Genomic DNA, 20,440 nt, shown 5'->3' with positions numbered 1-20,440 from the left:
CTAACCATGGCTGACAATTTATTCAATGGATTCGAAACGGTGTCTTCCAAACAATGGAAACAACAAATTCAATACGAACTCAAAGGTGCCGATTATAACGAAACTTTAGTTTGGGAAAGTCCCGAAGGAATCAAAGTGAAACCTTTCTATCATAACGATGAATCGGAAACCAAATTTGAAATTACTGCAAACGAAAATGCCTTTTCGATTCTTCAAAATATTTTCGTTCACGATGTCAAAAAGTCAAACGAACGCGCTTTAGACACTTTAAATCGCGGTGCCGAAAGTATTCGTTTTACGATTGAGAACGATTCGATTGCAGTGGAAGAATTAATGGAGAATCTTCCTTTGGGCAAAACCCAATATTTTTTTTATTTGCCTTTCCTTTCAATCGATTTCGTAAATAAAGTCGATGATTTCAAAACAAAAAACAACGCCAGTATATTCCTCCAAATAGATCCTATCGGGCAATTGGTTAGAGACGGCAATTGGTTCGAAAACTTAGACAAAGATTTTGATAAATTGAATACCATTGCTTCTAAAGCAACTACTCCTTTCTTAAATATCAGTAGCGGAATTTACCAAAATGCCGGTGCTAATATGGTACAACAATTGGCGTACACTTTAGCACACGTTAATGAATATTTTAATAGAATTCAAAATCTGAATCAGCCTATAACTATTGAAGTAGCCGTTGGCACCAATTACTTTTTTGAAATCGCCAAATTGCGTGCGCTGCGATTATTATTCAATACGTTAGCAAAGGAATACAATCACAATTTCGATTGCCATATCCTTGCTACCCCAACCAAACGCAACAAAACGTTATACGATTACAATGTGAATATGCTTCGCACTACTACCGAAGGCATGTCGGCGATTTTAGGCGGCGCCAATAGCATTGCCAATTTGCCTTACGATGCATTGTACCATAAAGACAATGAATTTGGGGACAGAATTGCGCGCAACCAACTATTAGTCTTAAAACACGAAAGTTACTTCGACAAAGTGAACAACCCTGCCGATGGCGCATATTATATAGAATCCTTAACCGAACAATTAGCCGAAAAAGCCTTGTTGTTATTCAAGGACATCGAAGCCAATGGCGGTTTGATCACCCAATTAATCGAAGGGAATATCCAAAAGAAAATCAGCGAAAGCGCTGCCAAAGAACAGGAATTGTTTGACAGTGGCAAAGAAGTTTTATTGGGCACCAACAAATACCCTAACAAAAACGACAAAATGAAACACGACTTGGAATTGTACCCATTCGTAAAACAAAATCCGCGCAAAACTTTAATCACCCCGATTATTGAAAAACGTTTGGCGGAGAAATTAGAACAGGAACGTTTATCCCAAGAAGCATAATCATGAGAAAGGATATTCAACATATACAAATAGGCAAAAGCCAAAAGGCAGAAGGCATAAGTTCTGAAACTGCAAATTTCAAAACTGCTGAAGACATAGATTTAAAACCAACCTATACTAAAGAAGACATCGCCGATTTAGAGCACCTGGGTTTCGGAGCAGGCTTTGCACCCAATCTTCGCGGTCCGTATGCTACGATGTACGTTCGTCGCCCGTGGACGATTCGCCAATACGCCGGATTTTCTACTGCCGAAGAAAGTAATGCTTTCTACAGAAGAAACTTAGCGGCCGGACAAAAAGGACTATCCGTCGCTTTTGATTTGGCGACTCACCGAGGTTATGATTCCGACCACGAACGTGTGGTTGGTGATGTTGGAAAAGCCGGAGTGGCGATTGATTCGGTTGAAGATATGAAAGTGTTGTTTGACCAAATTCCGCTCAACGAAATGTCGGTTTCGATGACCATGAACGGAGCGGTTTTGCCCATCATGGCTTTCTATATCGTCGCTGCCGAAGAACAAGGCGTGGCACCGGAATTGCTTTCTGGAACGATACAAAACGATATTTTGAAGGAGTTTATGGTGCGCAATACTTATATCTATCCGCCAACGCCTTCGATGAAAATTATTGCCGATATTTTTGAATACACCAGCAAAAAAATGCCCAAATTCAACTCGATTTCCATTTCGGGTTACCACATGCAAGAAGCCGGAGCTACTGCCGATATTGAGTTGGCGTACACTTTAGCCGATGGCCTAGAATACATCCGCACCGGTTTGGCTACCGGAATGAAAATCGATGAGTTCGCTCCTCGCCTATCTTTCTTTTGGGCGATTGGGATGAATCACTTTATGGAAATTGCCAAAATGCGCGCGGGCCGAATGTTATGGGCAAAACTCCTAAAACAATTCAATCCGCAAGACGAAAAATCATTGGCACTCAGAACGCATTGCCAAACTTCGGGTTGGAGTTTAACCGAACAAGATCCGTTTAACAATGTCGCACGAACTGCCATTGAAGCGGCCGCAGCTGCTTTTGGCGGAACACAATCTTTGCATACGAATGCTTTAGATGAAGCTATTGCTTTACCAACAGACTTTTCGGCACGAATTGCCAGAAACACGCAGATATTTTTACAGGAAGAAACCAAAATCTGTAAAACCGTTGACCCTTGGGCCGGCAGTTATTACGTTGAAAGTTTAACCGCTGAAATTGCCGAAAAGGCTTGGGCATTAATCGAAGAAGTGGAAGAACTTGGCGGAATGACCAAAGCCATAGAAGCCGGAATTCCGAAGTTGCGTATCGAAGAAGCTGCCGCTCGTAAACAAGCGCGTATCGATAGCTCTCAAGATATTATTGTGGGTGTCAACAAATACCGTTTGGACAAAGAAGATCCATTACACATTTTGGATGTCGATAACCAAATGGTGCGCAAACAACAAATCGAGCAATTACAACACATCAAAGCCACACGCGACAATGATAAAGTCAAAGTATGTTTGGCTAAATTAACCGACTGTGCTAAAACCTGGCAGAACAATTCAACAGGTTCCCATGTACATGGGAATGACAATAATTTGTTATCTTTAGCCGTAGAAGCAGCCCGAAACCGAGCCACACTAGGAGAAATCAGTGATGCCTTGGAAGCAATTTTCGGACGCTATAAAGCACAAATCAGAAGTTTTAGCGGCGTGTACAGTAAAGAAATTAAAAATGACGAGAGCTTTGAAAAAGCCAAACAATTAGCCGACGCTTTCGCGAAGAAAGAAGGTCGTCGTCCGCGTATTATGATTGCCAAAATGGGACAAGACGGTCACGACCGTGGAGCCAAAGTTGTAGCCACCGGTTATGCCGATGTAGGTTTTGACGTAGACATTGGTCCCTTATTCCAAACCCCGGAAGAGGCAGCGAAACAAGCGGTAGAAAACGACGTGCACATCTTAGGTGTTTCGTCTTTGGCAGCCGGACATAAAACCCTCGTTCCACAAGTAATCGAAGAACTCAAAAAATACGGTCGCGAAGACATTATGGTCATTGTTGGCGGTGTCATACCGGCGCAAGATTATCAATTCTTGTTTGATGCCGGAGCCGTGGCGGTTTTTGGACCGGGAACTAAGATTAGTGAGGCTGCGATAAATATTCTTGAGGTACTGTTAGAAGAGTAACAGTGAAAAAGGAAGAAAATCAAAAAACCAGCTGGACCATCTGCGAGGAATGTCAGGGACTTGGTAAAAAAAGTCGTAGGCTTCGAAAGAAAGTGCGGCTCGAATTTCAGGCAGCATTAGATCAGTTCGAAAAAACAGGCGAAGGAACAGCTCCTGCGCTCCCTAAACCCCATCTCGACACCTGCTCTAATTGTTCCGGCTCCGGACTGATAGCGTCTGACTTCCCTCCTATTCCCGATACCGAAAACTACCCACACGTGGCCATTATTGGCGGTGGTATAGGTGGCGTTGCGCTTGCCGTGGCCTGTTTGCACCGCAGTATCCCTTTTACCCTATATGAACGCGATAACAGTTTCGATGCCCGAGCCCAGGGCTATGGTCTCACTTTGCAACAAGCCAGTAAAGCCATTGCCGGATTGGGTATTTCTTCATTGGAAGAAGGCGTGGTTTCGACAAGACATTTGGTTCACACCACCGAAGGAAAAGTAATTGGGGAATGGGGCATGAGGAAATGGTTGGGCTCCGATTCCCAAAAACCTCTAAAACGCAGAAATATACATATCGCAAGGCAATCGTTGCGTGCTGCGCTGCTGAAACAACTCAACGGACATGAGACAATACAATGGGGCCATCAGCTAACCGGTTTTAAGGAAGTTGACGGCGAAGGTGTTCACCTGAGCTTTCAAGTGAACGGCCAAATAAAAACGACCAAGGCAGACCTCGTGGTGGGTGCCGATGGCATTCGCAGTACGGTGCACAGTTTGTTAATTGGTGAGGACGTTACCCCTTTGCGCTATCTTGGCTGTATTGTGATATTAGGGATTTGTCCTTTAGCGGCACTTGAAGGTCATGACACTTCTTTGCTCGATTCGGCTACAGTATTCCAAACGGCCAATGGCCATGAGCGTATATATATGATGCCTTATGCGTCAGATTCCGTAATGTGGCAGTTGAGCTACCCAATGCCTGAAAATGAAGCGAAAGCGCTTTGTGCTCAAGGCATTCCCGCACTCAAGCAGGAAGCCTGCCGTAGGACCCAATGGCACAATCCTATTCCTCAAATTATGGCTAGCACCCCGGAAACGCACCTATCCGCCTATCCGGTGTATGACCGGGAATTACTCGATTCCGCATTGTTGGATGAAAGTGGCCCATTCACCCTAATTGGAGATGCCGCACACCCTATGAGCCCGTTCAAAGGACAAGGGGCAAACCAGGCACTACTGGATGCACTCGCGCTGGCCCGGGCAATAGCAAAAGCATGCAGACCTTTATCTCAATGGAAAAAAGCCGGTGTGCGAAAAAGTATCTTGACCGGATTTGAATCAGAAATGTTAGCGCGTAGTGCTATCAAAGTGGCTGCATCTGAAGCCGCTGCACAGTTCTTACATTCTGAAATGGTGCTCCATGAAGGTGATGAACCGAGAGGACGTTGTTTGCGTGATAGTATTTAATCCTATTGACATCTTTGCAAACTGTTGCGTTTTTTGGCCTAGGAACGAAAATTAGTGAGGTTGCGATTAGTATTTTGGAAGTTTTGTTGGAAGACTAGACTAGACAGGTTTAAAAAAACCTGTCAAGCAATAATCCCGCTAGGGATTAAATATCGGTAGAAAAAAAATCAATCAGAGATAAAAATCCCGTTAGGGATTAAATAAATGATGAAAGGTATTTTTTTTAAAAAACCATGTAAAATATATCATCCCTAAAGGGATTTATTCTAAATATAAAATTCTTTTCTACCGCTATTTAATCCCTAGCGGGATTTTTTTCATACAAAACCCTTCCGCCCCAACTAAAAACAGCACAATCCTAAACAAAATCACCACAATCCTAACTAAAAACAGTACAATCCCAACCAAAAACAGTGCAATCCTAAACAAAAACACCACAATCCTTACTCAAAACACCACATTCCTAAACAAAAACAACACAATCCTTACCAAAAACAGTACAATCCTTACCAAAATCAGTGCAATCCCAACCAAAAACACCACAATCCTAAACAAAATCACCACAATCCCAACTAAAAACACAACATTCCCAACCAAAAACAGTACAATCCTTACCAAAATCAGTACAATCCTAAACAAAAACAGCACAATCCTAACTAAAAACAGTGCAATCCTGACTAAAAAAACCATTGCTCCGGAAAAAATCAGCACAAATTTTTCCACCGGAAGGCTTATTTTATAAGGAATGGCTTATTTTTTTAATAGGCGCGCATACTATTTATGCTTTTTTTGCGTTATCTGTATATCAAACAGTGCGTTATAAAAGTTTAACCCTAAAGGAATTACATGAAACACTAGTACTTGACACGCAATCTTGAGGACGAAAAAACCCTTACCTGTAAGAAGGAGTTGGTGTCAGTGAGTAATAAATGTAATTACTAATTAAACTTTTAAAAACATGAAAAATCCATTTTTCCCGAGATCCGAATCTGTATTAGCGATTTGGGCCACGAATTACCAAGAAAAAATTGCTATCCATGCAACTGCCTTAGGGCTTACCCCTGCTGAAGTAACTGCCGAGATTGCCCTTTGTCAATCGATTATTGATGCCATCAATGCGGCAAACACTCAGAAAAATTTGTACAAAGCTGCCTTGGAAACCCGAGACACGACCATCAACACTCAAGGAGGCGAACTGCGCTTTGAAATTGCCCGCCACAAAATGGCTTCCGGTTATAACACCACTATCGGACAAGATTTAGGAATCATAGGAGCCGATTCAGTATTTGACCCTACCACTTTTAAACCGGTAATTAGAGGCGAATTGTCGGGAGGTAAAGTACTCATCAGGTTTAAGAAAACCAATACTGACGGTATCAATATTTATAGGCGTCAAAAAGGCACCTCTACCTTCACCTTTTTGTCCCGAGCCACTAAAAGTCCTTTTGAATACCAACCGGTTTTAAGCGAACCCAATAAACCTGAGCATTGGGAATACCGAGCCTTCGGGGTTATTGATGATGTCGAAATCGGTTTGGCTAGTGATATCATTGAAATTGTTTACGGAGAATAAGCCATCAGTATTACATTGATGCATTTACCGAAAGGCTGTCGTTACTGACAGCTTTTCTTTTTTATTTTGTTCAACATTGTGCTATAAAATCTTAAATTGGCGGGAAATTAATGTTGCCCCAAATCAAATACCCTAAAAAGTGGTTTGACAAAATGGTTTTCCCTTCGATAAAAACACATGAAAAGAATACTACTAACAACAAGTTTATTATTCGCCTTTACCCTATCGGCGCAAAACACCAACAGATACTATCCATCCTTAAAAAATCTTTTTTCGGAACCTTTTGATAAGCAAATGCCGAGTCATTTTAATTACTATGACATTTGGATAAAAAGCCTAACCCAAGCCGTATTTTATAAAGATTTACAACATTCTGCCAATCCAAGAGGTGATGCTTCTTTTCAAAGCATGGGTTTAATTTTTAAAAAACAAAACAGCTTTAAGCTCGGCAATTCCGGTTTTGAACTTATAGTCAATAAAGACAAACCCGATTTTTCTGTGCCGGTCAATATTCAAATGGAACAGAAATTCAGAATATTGGCGTATTTCAGAAGTTTTGACCCCAATGCATATGACCCGAAAAACTTCAAACAAAAATATGAACTGGGCTTGATGATTTTTAATCTTTCGGAAGAACAGGTTTTGGCAGAATTCATCAACCGTTACATCTCAGATTGGAACGACAAGAAAAAAACCGCTATCCAAAGGTTGACCGATGATTTAAAAAAAGAGGCTAAAGTTAAAATAGTAGTCGATGAAAAAAACGATAAATCACTTCTGAAAAGTATTGTGACTCAGGTTTACCAACAAACCAACAAATACTGCTCGAGTGTTTTATATGACATTTATATCAAAACCAAAGACCAAAAAAAAGAAATGCAAAATTTCTTAGGCTTCTTCAGGAAATATGCCAGTGAAAATGCTTCAGATTATATCGACGAAGTAGTCAGTTATGAAACTACTATTGCCATCCCTAAAGGCGCACTCAGTGTGATGATTCCTAAGGAAATCTTGGAAGTATACAATGTTGATGAAAAAACCAAAGCCATGACACGAACCGATAGCCTCATTGAAGTAAATCCTATTCGGATAGAGATGAAAACCATCAATACTATCCGTAAAAAATGCGTGGAGTTTACCCTTACTTTGGCCAAAAATAACAATCCCAATGCGTTCAAAGCGTTACAGGAAATAGAGCTCAACAAGCATCCATTCCTCAATCAGAACCAAAGAACATTGTCAAATTACAAAGTAGCGAACATTCAGAAATTGATTTTTTCTATTTATGAAAAAGAGATTCAGGTAGAAATGCTGATCAAAGAGGAAAATGGCGAGTGGAATGTTGTGATTATAAAGCAACAATGTAATTTAAACTAAATAACATACAACTTAGAAAACCTTTCAATTACAAAAAAAGCATGGAATTTTGTTCTTAAAAACCAAAACCCATGTCAACTAAGAGGTTAAAATACGATTTAACTTTCTCATATTCATCTAAATTTCATACTTTTAAATCTTAATTTGTCAGGAAATAAATATTATCCTAGATTAATTACGCTAACGATGCTATGAAAAAATGGTTTTACAGACTAACCCTTGTACTGCTTTTGCTTTGCCCCATAACCGGCTTTAGCTTTACCTTTTCTGTGGCCTCCACCAATGAAACTTGTGCCGGAAACGGAACCCTAACCTTTACTGTTTCCAATCCTGACCCAACCGGCTCCATCGTATATGTCGTTTATAAATTACCCAATCTTACGACACCTTATGCCTCGGTAACCACTAATGTCGTTAGTGGTCTCACCGCCGGTACTTACCGCATCATTGCAAGAGAAACTGTAGGCGGCACGACCACCACTCAGGAAATCGATGTAACCATCAACAGTACGGTTACGCCTTTGAACTATTCGGTTCAGGTACTCAATCAGGCGTGTTCTAACAATAGTAATGTTACGGTTACTGTCAGCTCCGGTACAGCCGCCACCTATGAAATCTTTTTTGGTCCGGTTACTTTTCCGGTTCAAACATCCAATACATTTTCGGGAGTTCCGCCCGGCACTTACAGAATAAGAGTAATTGACAATTGTGGGAATGCCTTGGTTCAAACCTTTATTGTTACGGTCAGCCCCAATAATCTCAGCGTTGGTGGTCCGGTTTATTCAGATACTGTACCTCCTTCCTGTACTTCAGTCATTGTTTCCAATACCTTAACGCCCGCCGGAGGTAATGTTATTGCTTACCCACTTAATATAACGTATATAATCTACCTACCGGGAGGCACTACAACCCATACAGAGGTGCTAAACTCCGGCAACCCAACATCCGCGGTGCTTTCGCATACCTTTCCCACCTTCATCAATGATGACTATACGTATGAAATGATTATTACCGATGCCTGCGGCATAACCTACAGTAACAATTTTGAGATAAGTAATATCATTACGATGGATGCGACCGTCGAGGATTTGGAATGCAAGTATTTCTTTGTATTGAATGTTGCCAATTTTAGTGGTTCCTATACGCTTAATTTTGATGCTTTCCCTCCGGGGTTTATTCCTACTGATTTCAACAGTGCCTATCCCGGACCCTATAACCTGCCGAGCGTCACCTTTGGGAGCGACACTCAATCGGTGCCGTTTGGCAATTATACTGTCACCGTTACCGATGCTTGCGGCAAAACTGAAACCATAGAATTTGAAGTTACCAACGACCCTCCATTGGCTAATATAGTTGGGAACAACAATGGTTGTCAATCGACCAATGGACAAATCATAGCATTTGTTACGGGTCGGAAAATTGTCGACGCTGTCATTACGGTTGCGCCAACAACTTATTCTTCTCCGCTACCGCATAATGTAAGTGCTTTTATAAATGCCGGAGGTGTTTTAGTGGTTAGTCCGGTGCCGGTTGGAGATTATACTGTAGTAGTCACAGACGAATGCGGCTATGTTCATGATCCGCTTTTAGTCACGGTTCCGGTCTATATTAATCGGGGAATATCGACTAATATATTACATGGTTGTGGCCGTGGCAGTAGTTCTATTGAACTTAGTAGTGGAAACGGCAATTTGACTTCAGCAATAATTACCAATGCGCCTATTAACTTTCCGTTTCCTTTGCCTTATGATGTGACCAATAATATAGTAGCTTCAGGGAAACTTTATTTAAACAATCTGCCTGCCGGAAATTATACCTTCAGAACATTAGACGATTGCGGTTTTACCAACAACACTCCTATATCCATTGATGGTTATACGGTAACCGTTAGCAACTTTTCGATAATTGTAGGTTGTGGAGCTTTTGACGTTCCTCTTGACTTTATGAGCAATTTAACTGTTGATGAAACCTTTTGGCTGCAAAAATTACTTGACCCCGTAACCGGAACCTGGGGACATCCCGAAACCGAAGTGCCCTATAGCCCTGGCGCTATCCCTGATTCCACTACAGGAATTGAGTTGGAAAACAATTCTACCAATCTAAACTTGGTTTTTAATGGTAGGTTCAGAATAGTTCACCATTTTACTTCCTTTAATAATGGTAGCGACATAAATAACAATTTGGTCCCTAATTCAATCAAAGATTGCGTAGAAATCTTATCTCCTGAATTGACTTTTGATAGGGTTCTGGCTATTAATGATGTGTATCGGGTACCCTGCTCTACCAATGGAAACCTTGATGTAATTCTTTTTACAAGCGGCGAACCTCCATTGCATTTCACTATTGTAGAAAAAGATGGTTTTCCATTTTTTCTTGATAATGGATCGTCAAACGTTTTTTTAAATTTAGACCCTGCCATTTATAAATTTCAAATCGAAGACAATTGTGGTAACACCATTATACGAACCTTTGATGTTTCAGATTTGGAATCCCTCGTTGTTGTGTATCCTACTTGTAATTTGGTTGGCTGTTCTACTGTAATCACAGGCAATGAAACTTTTAATTTGTCATCGCAAGCCGCTACAATTTTGGGCATCCAATCTCCAGCCAATTATACAATTACGTATTTTACAAGCCAAACCAATGCCAATAACAATACCAGCCCTATTACCAATATCACGGCTTTCAACCCTACGACCAATCCTCAAACCATTTATGTGAGATTGATTTTTAATCAGTTTCCCAATTGTTATCAAACAGGCTCTTTTGACCTAATTAGTGGTCAAAACCCTGCTATTCCTTTAAGCTCAGCATATTCTCTCTGTGACGGTCAACCTGTAGTTCTGAATGCCGGTGTGGGTAATCTTCCCACCACCACTTATTCTTGGTCTAACGGGTTTAACACTGATTCTATTACCATCAATCAGTTGGGCACTACCAATGTCACTGTTACAGCAACGAACACTTATGGTTCCTGTAACAATGTGCCGCAAAACTGTGTTATTTCAAAGGACATTACGGTAACGATAGTGAACGTTCCTGAGATTGACCGCATTGAGTTGCATGACTGGACCGCTAATGAAAATACTATTACTGTGATTACAACCCTATCGGGTGACTTTGAATATTCTATAGATGGTATTAATTACCAAATTGATAATAGTTTTACGCAATTGATTCCCGGACTTTATACCGTATATGTGCGTGACACCAATGGTTGTAGAGTGGTAACTCAGGAAGTCTGGTTGCTTAATTATCCTCATTATTTCACGCCCAATGGCGATGGGATTCACGAAACATGGTATATTAAACATTCGGAAAATGAACCCCATTTTCAGGTCTATATTTATGACCGCTACGGAAAACTTATCACCGGATTTCCATCGGGAAGTGTCGGTTGGGACGGAACCCTCAATGGGAAACAATTATTTTCAGACGACTATTGGTTTGTGGTGCATCGGGAAGATGGACGAGTATTGAAAGGACATTTTACACTGCAACGATAAAATAATTTAAAGCACTTTGACTATCTTCAATAAAATTAAAAACATCAATTGTTTAAAAAACAAAAACAGCCCCGAAAAACCTCGAGACTGCTTCCATCAATTAACCACAATTACTTAACTATTATTGTATATTCAGCTCTGCTAAATTTTCATTTTGCTTTACTTTACCAAGCTGAATGGTTTGTAACGTTCTTTCGGTAGTACCATTCTTAGTTACATATATTTCCACCATTACTGTTGCCGGACCGTTTTCGGTTAAAGCGGTTTCACCAAAATAATTGGTCTTAATAGTGTATTTACCTTTAACGGTATTTCTCAATAAATATTGTTCCGGACCATAACCTTGTGTAAAATCTTTAGAAAATCTTGCTCCGGCTTGTGTATCGCGATGACCGTAAAAACATTCCTCACCGGTTGGTTCAATTACATGCAAATCGATGTCAGTGTCCATTTGGTTCCAATTCAAAATGATTCTGATGCCTACCGGCATTTTGGTCACATATTTTTTATCCAATTTACCAATATCAATTCCTTTGTGCTCCGAAACCATTCGGTTGATATCCATTAGAATTATATCTTCAACTCCTTCATATTGGCCACGCATTTCTCCGTAATAGCTCACTTCCAACCCTTTGATTAATTCATCAAAAGCGGCTTGATACTGTTTGTTATCTTCTAAAGTCAACGCCAAATCACGATGGGCTTGTGGTTCATGTATTCTCCATTTGGCTACTTGATTGGCCGTATATAAGGCATCTTCATAAGCTTCCCATTGGCGTAAAATATAGGTTAACGATTTATACAACTGGTGGTTTTCCAAACCCAAATCAGCAATATTACTCAATACTAATAAGGCCATCGGTTTGTTTCCGTTGTCATAAAAATAATTGGCCACATCAAAATAAAAACTCGGATTGGTTTCCTGACCTTCGCGTAAATCCAGATACAAACCATACTTCTTGTCAGCTGGTGCGACTGCTAAAGCTTTCAAATAGATTCTGTCCGGACTCCATTGTGTCACTTTGATCTTTTTATCATTTAAAAAACCTTGGTTATTAGTATCAGGAGAATGGTTGCCGGTGGTAATATTCAAACCAGGAACTTGCCCTTGTAAAGATTGAATAACATTTGCATTAGGCCTGTTCTCAATAGATTTAGAGGTAACAACTGTAGTCGAAGAAGTTACAACACTTCGTTTTTCCTTAACCATGTCTTCTGCTTCTTCGTCTTTATCTGCTCTACTCTCTGAATTGCGATAACCTTCCACAACTACTTCTTCTAATCTTACATTATCTCTCATCCTTACATTATAAGTTGCACTATTACCAATTCTAACTTCTGAATTTTCATAGCCAACAAACGAAACCACCAGAGTTTCACCTCGATTGGCATTGATACTGAACTTTCCGTCAAAATCGGTTTGGGCATTTCTATTGGTACCTTTTACGATAATAGTCGCACCCGGCAATGGACCACTCGAATCTGATATGACACCGCTGACATTTCCGTTTTGGGACACCGTGTTTTTGGTTGTTGAAATGGGCTTTGGCGGACTGAATTTTATATCCTTATTCCACCAAGCTAAAAGCATTTCGTAATAGTTAGCCACATTTTCCCAATTGCTGTATTTTTTGGCCTGAGCATTGGCAATTTGTTGTTTTAACAGTCGGTCAAACTCGGGACGCAACTCTGCCGGTGGCACGATATCATACTGAATATAATCGTGTAAATTTTCCAAAACTATCAGTGAAGTGTTCTCGGTTATAATGCCGTATTTTTTACCTAAAATTTCTATCTCTTCTGCATTTTGCTTGTATTGCAAACCCAAATTGGCTATCTTTTTTTGTGCCCAAAGCTTTTCAATACTTACCTCATTTGGAGCTTGCTTTTCGGAATCAATTAATATTGCTTTTTCTAAAGTCGGTGTATCACCATAGCCAAAAAGTAAGGTCACTTCCTGCTTGTCTTTTAAAGATATTCCGGCCACACTAAAACTTCCCGAAACCGGAGTTCCTATCATCGGATACATTTCAATCACCATATAATTGTCTTTTACCCCCAAGAATTTCATGTTTTGAAAAACCAATTTATTCAATGCCTCTTCTATTTTCAATTCGTTTAAATTGACAAAAGCACCACCGGTTTTTACAGCATTATAATTTAAAAAAGCATAATCTGAAGAAGCCAAAGAGGTTATGGTGTAGATTGGTTTTGAAGTCACCGCCAAAGTATTGGCACTCAAAGAAGACAGGCCATCTGTGAAAAACAAATACTCATCATGTGTAGGTAGTTTGATCTTAGAATAACGGGTACCGCCATCGTATTTGGTGGCTTTTAAAACGGTTTTCAAGGTTTCCCATTCTCCGTTTTTTATATCAAAAACTGCTTTCTTTTCAAAATTATAACCCGAAAAATAAAGGGTAATTTCGACATTATTCAATCCTCTGATGTAGGCATCTAACAAGTCTAATTCTTTGTTTAAATCTCGTTTGCGGCAACTTAACGAATTGTCCCAAACCAGACCGATATTGCTTGGATTCTTCTTATGTCTTTTAGCCCCATCAATAATAGTATTGGCGAAGAAATAATGCTGATTATTGTCCGATTGCACTACCACGCCCGGAATGTCGGAACGAACCGGAATAGAGATTAAAAGTTTGTCTTTGGGTATGTATTGGTTTCTTTTAATCGATGCTTGATAGTTCTGATTCAGCTGTTCCAAAGCTATTACACCTTCCTGAATGGAAACCTCAGGTGCAGCAGTAGCGCCAAGAATAGTAATATTGAGTTCAAAAGTATCCAATGCACGAGGATAACTGCTGACCATCTGGTAACCCAAATGTGTAGCATCCAAACTACTTAATTCTTGTTCGTAACCAATAATTACAATCCTCGATTTTCCGGGCATTAAAGGATAAATCCGTGTTCTGAAGTTATTGCCTTCCACTTTTTCCAACAATCCGGGATCGACTCTTCTATGCTCAATGGCTTCAAAAACCTGTTTGCCTTTGTTTTTATTTATCGGAACTGCCTCACGCATTCTTCCGTTGATGTCAATAGCATAGCGAGAAACCGAAACGCCTTCCGGCAACGGAAATAGTAACTCGGCTTCCATCTGACGATTGGTTCCGTTGAAAAAATGCATTTCAGAAGTAGTATAGGCAATATTACCCACCACTTTTACGGAGACTTTCATCTGACTCATTCTTACTAAAGAAGAGTCTTTGCCTTTTACAGTTAACTGCGGATTTTGAGCTTGCATTAAAGAGGTAATACAAACCAACAGGATTAGGATTAGGTTTTTCATAAGATTTCAATTTAGTTTCCTTGCAGAAAGGTTTATAATGATAAAGAGTCTGATTGTTGTAAAAAGGTTGGAATAGCTATTCATTATTTTTTCAGGTATAAAATTGATATTTTCACAAAAAAAACCAATCGCTTCTGATTTTCAACAAATTATTCATTACTTTTATAATTCCCCAACCTTGTTCTTTAATTTAAATTAATAACCAAAACCACCCATTTATGAAAAACAAGATGTTAAAAGGTATCTTTCTCAGTATGGTATCTATCCTTTTTTTTGCCTGTCAACCCAAAAAAGAAGAAGCCGTAGCTCTAGATAAAGAACAAATTAAAAATGAGATTCAGGCCATTGAAAACAAAATGGCAGAAATGTTCAACGATAGAACAGTCAAAGCCGAAGAATATTATGCAGAAGACGCTACTAGTTTTTCTCAAAACAAACCACCTTTAGTTGGTAAAAATGCTATTGAAAAATCAATTAAAGATGACCTTGAGAATTTCCCAAAAGGATATCAAATTGCCTTTGTAGTAAATGAAATTTTCCCTTCTTCTGACGGAATTCAAGTGGTAGAAGTAGGCCATTATAGAGTCTCTGATTCAACAAGCACAGCGCTTTACACCGGAAATTATTTAGCTGTTTTTGAGAAAAGAGATGGTAAATATGTTTGTATCCGAGACATGTCTGCTTCTGATAAAAATAAAAATGAAGAAGCCGAAAAATAACAACAATAGTCACATAAGTTATAAAGCACTTCAATCGAAGTGCTTTATTTTTTTAAACCTTAATTAAGAATAAATATAAAATACAGATTAGCAACATTTAAACTTTCCTGTATTATTAAAACTTTAGTACATTTGTTTCATAACTGCAAAAAAAAGTAGTTCTCCGGATGCGTAAGTTATTTGCTATTGCTTTCTTATCTCTTTATATGTTTTCTTCGACTGAATGTTTTGAGTTGTTGAAACTACCGGCTTTGGTTGGGCACTTTTACCAACATCAAGAGGAAAATAAATCTATCACACTATGGTCGTTCCTATGCATGCATTATGCGCATGGCGATGTTAATGATACCGATCGAGATCAAGATATGAAGTTACCTTATAAAAGTGCTGATTGTAATAATGGTTTGGCATTTGTAATTATTATACCGGACAACAACTACGAATTTAACAGAATCAAATCTCCAAGAAAAAATAAAGCCGATAATAATTTTTATTTGAGTCGCTTTTATTCTTCTAATTACGGTTCCATATGGCAACCACCCAAAATAGCTTAATATTTTTTATACTCCTTTCGAGGATTACAAAGTATTGTATAAATATTAATTAAGTTATTTAAAAATCATGTTAAATAAAATCATTGCTTTTTCCGTGAGGAATAAGCTCGTCATTGGTTTATTTACCATAGCATTATTGCTATATGGTATTTATGAAACCACTAAATTACCAATAGATGCTGTTCCTGATATTACCAATAATCAAGTACAAGTCATCACCATTGCGCCTTCTTTTGGCGCTACCGATATCGAACGCTTAGTAACATTTCCAGTAGAACAAGCCAACAGTAATATTTCCGGTTTAAAAGAAATTCGGAGTTTTTCACGTTTCGGATTGTCATTAGTAACCATCGTTTTTGATGATGAAACCGATATTTATTGGGCACGCCAACAAGTTGCCGAACGATTGCAACAAGTGCAAACACAAATTCCCGCAGGTATAGGAACTCCGGAATTAGGGCCTGTTTCAACGGGTCTAGGAGAAATTTATCAGTACATGGTTCGCCCTGAAAAAGGATATGAAGAGCAATACGATGAAACCGAACTAAGAACCATACAAGATTGGATTGTTCGCAGACAACTATTAGGCGTAAAAGGTGTCGCTGAAGTAAGCAGTTTTGGTGGAAAATTGAAACAGTTCGAAGTTGCCATTGAGTCCAATAAACTTCATGCTTATGGATTGACGGTTGACGATATCTTCGCCGCTTTAGAAAAAAACAACCAAAACACCGGTGGTGCTTATATTGAAAAAGGTGCTACTACTCTATTCATTCGAAGTGAAGGTTTGATAGGAAATGTTGAAGACATCGAAAATATAGCTGTAAAAGCAACACCTAGTGGAATACCTTTGTTTCTGAGAGATATTGCCAAAATCAACATCGGATATGCCACTAGATATGGTGCCATGTGTTACAACGATGAAGGCGAAGTTGCCGGTGCTATTGTTATGATGCTCAAAGGCGCTAACAGTAGTGAGGTTATTAAAAATGTAAAAGAACGCATTGAGCAAATCAAGAAAACACTACCCGAAGGCGTAACCATTGAACCTTTTCTTGACAGAACCAAAATGGTCAATAACGCCATTGGAACTGTAGAAAAAAACCTAATGGAAGGCGCACTTATTGTCATTTTTGTCTTGGTGCTTTTCCTAGGAAATTTGAGAGCCGGCTTAATAGTAGCTTCCGTCATTCCTTTAGCCATGTTATTTGCTATAATACTAATGAATACTTTCGGGGTAAGTGGTAATCTAATGAGTTTAGGTGCTCTCGATTTCGGACTGATCGTAGACGGCGCAGTCATCATCGTTGAAGCTGTAATGCACCAACTCTCTCACAGTAAAAAGTTTAGTAACGTTGCCCGTTTGACACAAAACAAAATGGACAAAGAGGTTGAAAACTCTGCTGGAAAGATGATGAACAGTGCTGTTTTTGGCCAAATTATCATTCTAATTGTCTACTTACCTATTTTCACTTTGGAAGGCATCGAAGGAAAAATGTTTAAACCAATGGCACAAACCGTTGCCTTTGCTTTGTTGGGTGCTTTTTTACTTTCTTTGACTTACATTCCAATGATGAGTGCTTTGTTTTTGAGCAAAAAAATCAATCACCAACCCAATTTTTCTGACCGTATGATGTTTAAATTGGAACGCAAATACCAACATTGGTTACAAGTTGCTTTAAATTTCCAAAAAGTAATTATTGGAACTGTAATCGCCTTATTTGTTATTGCGTTGTTTTTATTAAGTTCTTTAGGAGGTGAATTTATACCGGCTTTAGAAGAAGGTGATTTTGCAGTTGACACCAGGGTTTTGACCGGAAGCAACTTAAATACCACTATCGAAAGTACCCAAAAAGCCGCTCATATACTAAAAACACGATTTCCCGAAGTCGAAAAAGTAGTAACTAAAATCGGAAGCGGTGAAGTGCCAACCGATCCCATGCCGATGGAAGCCAGTGATATGATGGTTATTCTGAAAGACAAATCGGAATGGACTTCTGCCGAAACTTTTGATGAATTAGCAGAAAAAATGGGCAAAGCACTAGAAGATGTTCCCGGTATTACTGCAGGATTTCAGTATCCGGTACAAATGCGTTTCAATGAATTAATGACCGGAGCAAGACAAGATGTTGTTTGTAAAATTTTTGGTGAAAATTTAGATACCTTAGCCCTTTATGCCGAAAAATTAGGTAAGATTGTAAATACGGTAGATGGTGCCGAAGACCTTTTTGTTGAACCCGTAACCGGTATGCCTCAAGTGATTATCGACTACAATCGTACCGTAATTGCACAATACCATCTTAACATCGCAGACATCAATCGCATTGTAAATACTGCTTTTGCAGGACAAAGTACCGGATTGGTTTTTGAAGGCGAAAAGCGATTTGAATTGGTAGTGCGCTTGGATAGTGAGAAACGTAAAAACTTAGAAGACGTCAGAAATCTTTTAATTCCAACACCTCAAGGAACTCAAATTCCACTTTCGCAATTGGCAAATGTTTCTATTAAAAACGGACCTAACCAAATACAACGCGAAGATGCGAAAAGACGCATTGTTGTTGGTTTTAATGTCAACGGTCGAGATGTAGAAAGTATTGTCAACGAATTAAAAGGCAAAGTGGAAAATGAAATCCAACTTCCTGCGGGATATTACACAACCTATGGTGGCGCATTTGAAAATTTAAATCAGGCTAAAGACCGATTAATGATTGCGGTACCTATTTCATTGCTGTTGATATTTATCTTATTATTTTTTGCTTTTAAATCTGTAAAACACGGTTTATTAATTTATTCTGCTATTCCGCTTTCTGCTATTGGAGGCATTTTCTTTTTGGCCCTGAGAGGTATGCCTTTTAGCATTAGTGCCGGAATAGGATTTATTGCACTCTTTGGCGTGGCCGTTTTGAATGGTATCGTACTTATATCAGAGTTCAATCGCCTCAAATCAGAAGGTATGGATGACTTAAATCGTATTGTATTAATGGGAACCAAAGTGCGTTTGCGTCCTGTACTAATGACTGCTTTTGTCGCTTCTTTGGGATTTCTCCCTATGGCTATCAGCAGTGGTTCAGGAGCTGAAGTACAAAGACCATTAGCTACTGTAGTGATTGGTGGATTGATGATTGCCACTTTACTGACCTTATTTGTATTACCAATACTTTATGTAACTTTTGAAAAAGGATTTAAAATGAAAATATTTAATAAAACAACGCTTTTACTGCTACTTTTGTCTTTCTGTATTCTGCCTGCAAAAGCCCAAACCAAAATAACGCTCGAAGAAGCTCTCAAAACAGCTTTAGAAAACAATCAATCAGTAAAAATTGAACGTTTAAAATCAGATTACCAACAGAAATTAATCCGTTCAGCGACTAATTTACCCACAACCAATGTCAATTCAGAGTTTGGTCAAATTAACAGCAGTTATAATGATACCCGGTTTGGTATTTCACAATCATTTGATTTTCCGATGGTCTACAACAGACAGAAAAAGGTTTTGACTTCCGAATGGAAAACGGCTTCCGCCTTGGTTTTGCTTAAAGAAGCAGCCTTAAAAAAAGAAATAACCCAAACCTTTTATGCTATTTTATCTTTGACAGAAAAAGAAAAACTGCTACAAAAAAGTGATACTTTACTAACGGAATTTCTCAGAAAATCGGCTTTACGTTTACAAAAAGGGGAAAGCAATATCTTGGAAAAAACTACAGCCGAAACTCAATTAGGTCAATTAAAAATGCAATTACTTCAATTGCAACAAGACAAAGAATTACTGCAAAGTATATTCCAATTGCTGTTAAACTCCGAAAACAAGGTAACCCCGAAGGCTAGTTCGTTTAAAATAGAGCGCCTCAACGGTTTGTCGGAATCTACAATAGACCAACATCCTATGTTGCAAACTTTGGAACAACAAAAAGAAACAGCAGTTGCTCAAACACAATTAGAAAAAGCACGAAAGTTTCCGATACTTACTTTGGGTTACAACAATATGTCGATAACCGGTAACGGTGCAGATAATGTTTTGTATGATAATTCCACCCGATTCCATTCGGCACAAATCGGCCTAGGCATTCCGCTTTTAGGCGGTTCACAAAATGCCAAAGTCAGAGCAGCCAAAGTTCAGGAACAAATAGTGGAAGAAGAATACCTAAGAGAGAAAAACTCCTTAAAACTGCAACTACAAAACACCCTATTACAGCTCGAAAAGAATATTGAAAAATTAGACTATTTCGAGAAAATAGGGTTGCCAAATGCTTTATTAATTACCGAAACCGCAAACCGACAATTTCTTGGTGGCGATATTAATTATCTGGATTGGGTTTTATTGGTCAATCAAGCGCTGATGGTCAACAACAGTTACATTGAGTCAGTCAACGCGTATAATGAAAGTATTATTGAATTGAATTATCTTACTTCAAAAAATTAA

10 protein-coding genes are annotated in these 20,440 nt (G+C 39.0%); 9 read left to right on the top strand and 1 reads right to left on the bottom strand.

Annotated elements, in window-relative coordinates; translation table 11 throughout:
• Positions 1 to 6 precede the first annotated feature (6 nt).
• The 6 genes from C8C84_RS09135 (at position 7) to C8C84_RS09105 (ending at position 11,443) form a co-directional block, all read left to right on the top strand.
• Complete coding sequence (locus C8C84_RS09135) at positions 7 to 1,368, top strand: methylmalonyl-CoA mutase subunit beta (RefSeq protein ID WP_121313267.1); 1,362 nt, start codon at positions 7 to 9, stop codon at positions 1,366 to 1,368.
• Positions 1,369 to 1,370: 2 nt separating this feature from the next.
• Positions 1,371 to 3,533, top strand: a complete 2,163-nt coding sequence (gene scpA / locus C8C84_RS09130; RefSeq protein ID WP_121313265.1) for a methylmalonyl-CoA mutase — start codon at positions 1,371 to 1,373, stop codon at positions 3,531 to 3,533.
• 2 nt (positions 3,534 to 3,535) lie between these two features.
• Positions 3,536 to 4,987, top strand: coding sequence for an FAD-dependent monooxygenase (locus C8C84_RS09125; RefSeq protein ID WP_121313263.1), 1,452 nt, complete (start codon positions 3,536 to 3,538; stop codon positions 4,985 to 4,987).
• A 958-nt stretch (positions 4,988 to 5,945) separates the two neighbouring features.
• Positions 5,946 to 6,560 carry a hypothetical protein gene (locus tag C8C84_RS09115; protein ID WP_121313259.1) on the top strand — a complete coding sequence of 205 codons (615 nt, stop codon included), beginning with the start codon at positions 5,946 to 5,948 and terminating at the stop codon, positions 6,558 to 6,560.
• A 177-nt stretch (positions 6,561 to 6,737) separates the two neighbouring features.
• Positions 6,738 to 7,937 (top strand): hypothetical protein, encoded by a 1,200-nt coding sequence (locus tag C8C84_RS09110; protein ID WP_121313257.1) that lies wholly within the window; start codon positions 6,738 to 6,740, stop codon positions 7,935 to 7,937.
• A gap of 191 nt (positions 7,938 to 8,128) precedes the next feature.
• Positions 8,129 to 11,443, top strand: coding sequence for a T9SS type B sorting domain-containing protein (locus C8C84_RS09105; RefSeq protein ID WP_121313255.1), 3,315 nt, complete (start codon positions 8,129 to 8,131; stop codon positions 11,441 to 11,443).
• A 121-nt stretch (positions 11,444 to 11,564) separates the two neighbouring features.
• Here the strand turns inward: C8C84_RS09105 and C8C84_RS17045 are convergent, their stop codons facing one another.
• On the bottom strand, positions 11,565 to 14,750 hold the full coding sequence (locus C8C84_RS17045) for a VIT domain-containing protein (protein WP_158592561.1): 3,186 nt from the start codon (positions 14,748 to 14,750) through the stop codon (positions 11,565 to 11,567).
• 218 nt (positions 14,751 to 14,968) lie between these two features.
• On the opposite strand from C8C84_RS17045, the gene C8C84_RS09085 reads away from it, so the two are divergent.
• The 3 genes from C8C84_RS09085 (at position 14,969) to C8C84_RS09075 (ending at position 20,440) form a co-directional block, all read left to right on the top strand.
• Positions 14,969 to 15,469, top strand: coding sequence for a DUF4440 domain-containing protein (locus tag C8C84_RS09085; RefSeq protein ID WP_121313253.1), 501 nt, complete (start codon positions 14,969 to 14,971; stop codon positions 15,467 to 15,469).
• A gap of 167 nt (positions 15,470 to 15,636) precedes the next feature.
• On the top strand, positions 15,637 to 16,023 hold the full coding sequence (locus tag C8C84_RS09080) for a hypothetical protein (protein ID WP_147406833.1): 387 nt from the start codon (positions 15,637 to 15,639) through the stop codon (positions 16,021 to 16,023).
• A gap of 67 nt (positions 16,024 to 16,090) precedes the next feature.
• On the top strand, positions 16,091 to 20,440 hold the full coding sequence (locus tag C8C84_RS09075) for a CusA/CzcA family heavy metal efflux RND transporter (protein ID WP_121313249.1): 4,350 nt from the start codon (positions 16,091 to 16,093) through the stop codon (positions 20,438 to 20,440).

The organism is Flavobacterium sp. 102, assembly GCF_003634615.1.
Taxonomy (GTDB): Bacteria; Bacteroidota; Bacteroidia; order Flavobacteriales; family Flavobacteriaceae; genus Flavobacterium.
Note: the sequence above shows the minus strand (reverse complement) of the source record. Positions and strands in the feature narration are given on the sequence as shown.

Coding starts and splice junctions, on each gene's coding strand:
- C8C84_RS09085 (WP_121313253.1), top strand. CDS start 14,969: ATGAAAAACAAGATGTTAAAAGGTATCTTTCTCAGTATGGTATCTATC.
- scpA (WP_121313265.1), top strand. CDS start 1,371: ATGAGAAAGGATATTCAACATATACAAATAGGCAAAAGCCAAAAGGCA.
- C8C84_RS09105 (WP_121313255.1), top strand. CDS start 8,129: ATGAAAAAATGGTTTTACAGACTAACCCTTGTACTGCTTTTGCTTTGC.
- C8C84_RS09080 (WP_147406833.1), top strand. CDS start 15,637: ATGCGTAAGTTATTTGCTATTGCTTTCTTATCTCTTTATATGTTTTCT.
- C8C84_RS09075 (WP_121313249.1), top strand. CDS start 16,091: ATGTTAAATAAAATCATTGCTTTTTCCGTGAGGAATAAGCTCGTCATT.
- C8C84_RS09110 (WP_121313257.1), top strand. CDS start 6,738: ATGAAAAGAATACTACTAACAACAAGTTTATTATTCGCCTTTACCCTA.
- C8C84_RS09135 (WP_121313267.1), top strand. CDS start 7: ATGGCTGACAATTTATTCAATGGATTCGAAACGGTGTCTTCCAAACAA.
- C8C84_RS17045 (WP_158592561.1), bottom strand. CDS start 14,750: ATGAAAAACCTAATCCTAATCCTGTTGGTTTGTATTACCTCTTTAATG.
- C8C84_RS09115 (WP_121313259.1), top strand. CDS start 5,946: ATGAAAAATCCATTTTTCCCGAGATCCGAATCTGTATTAGCGATTTGG.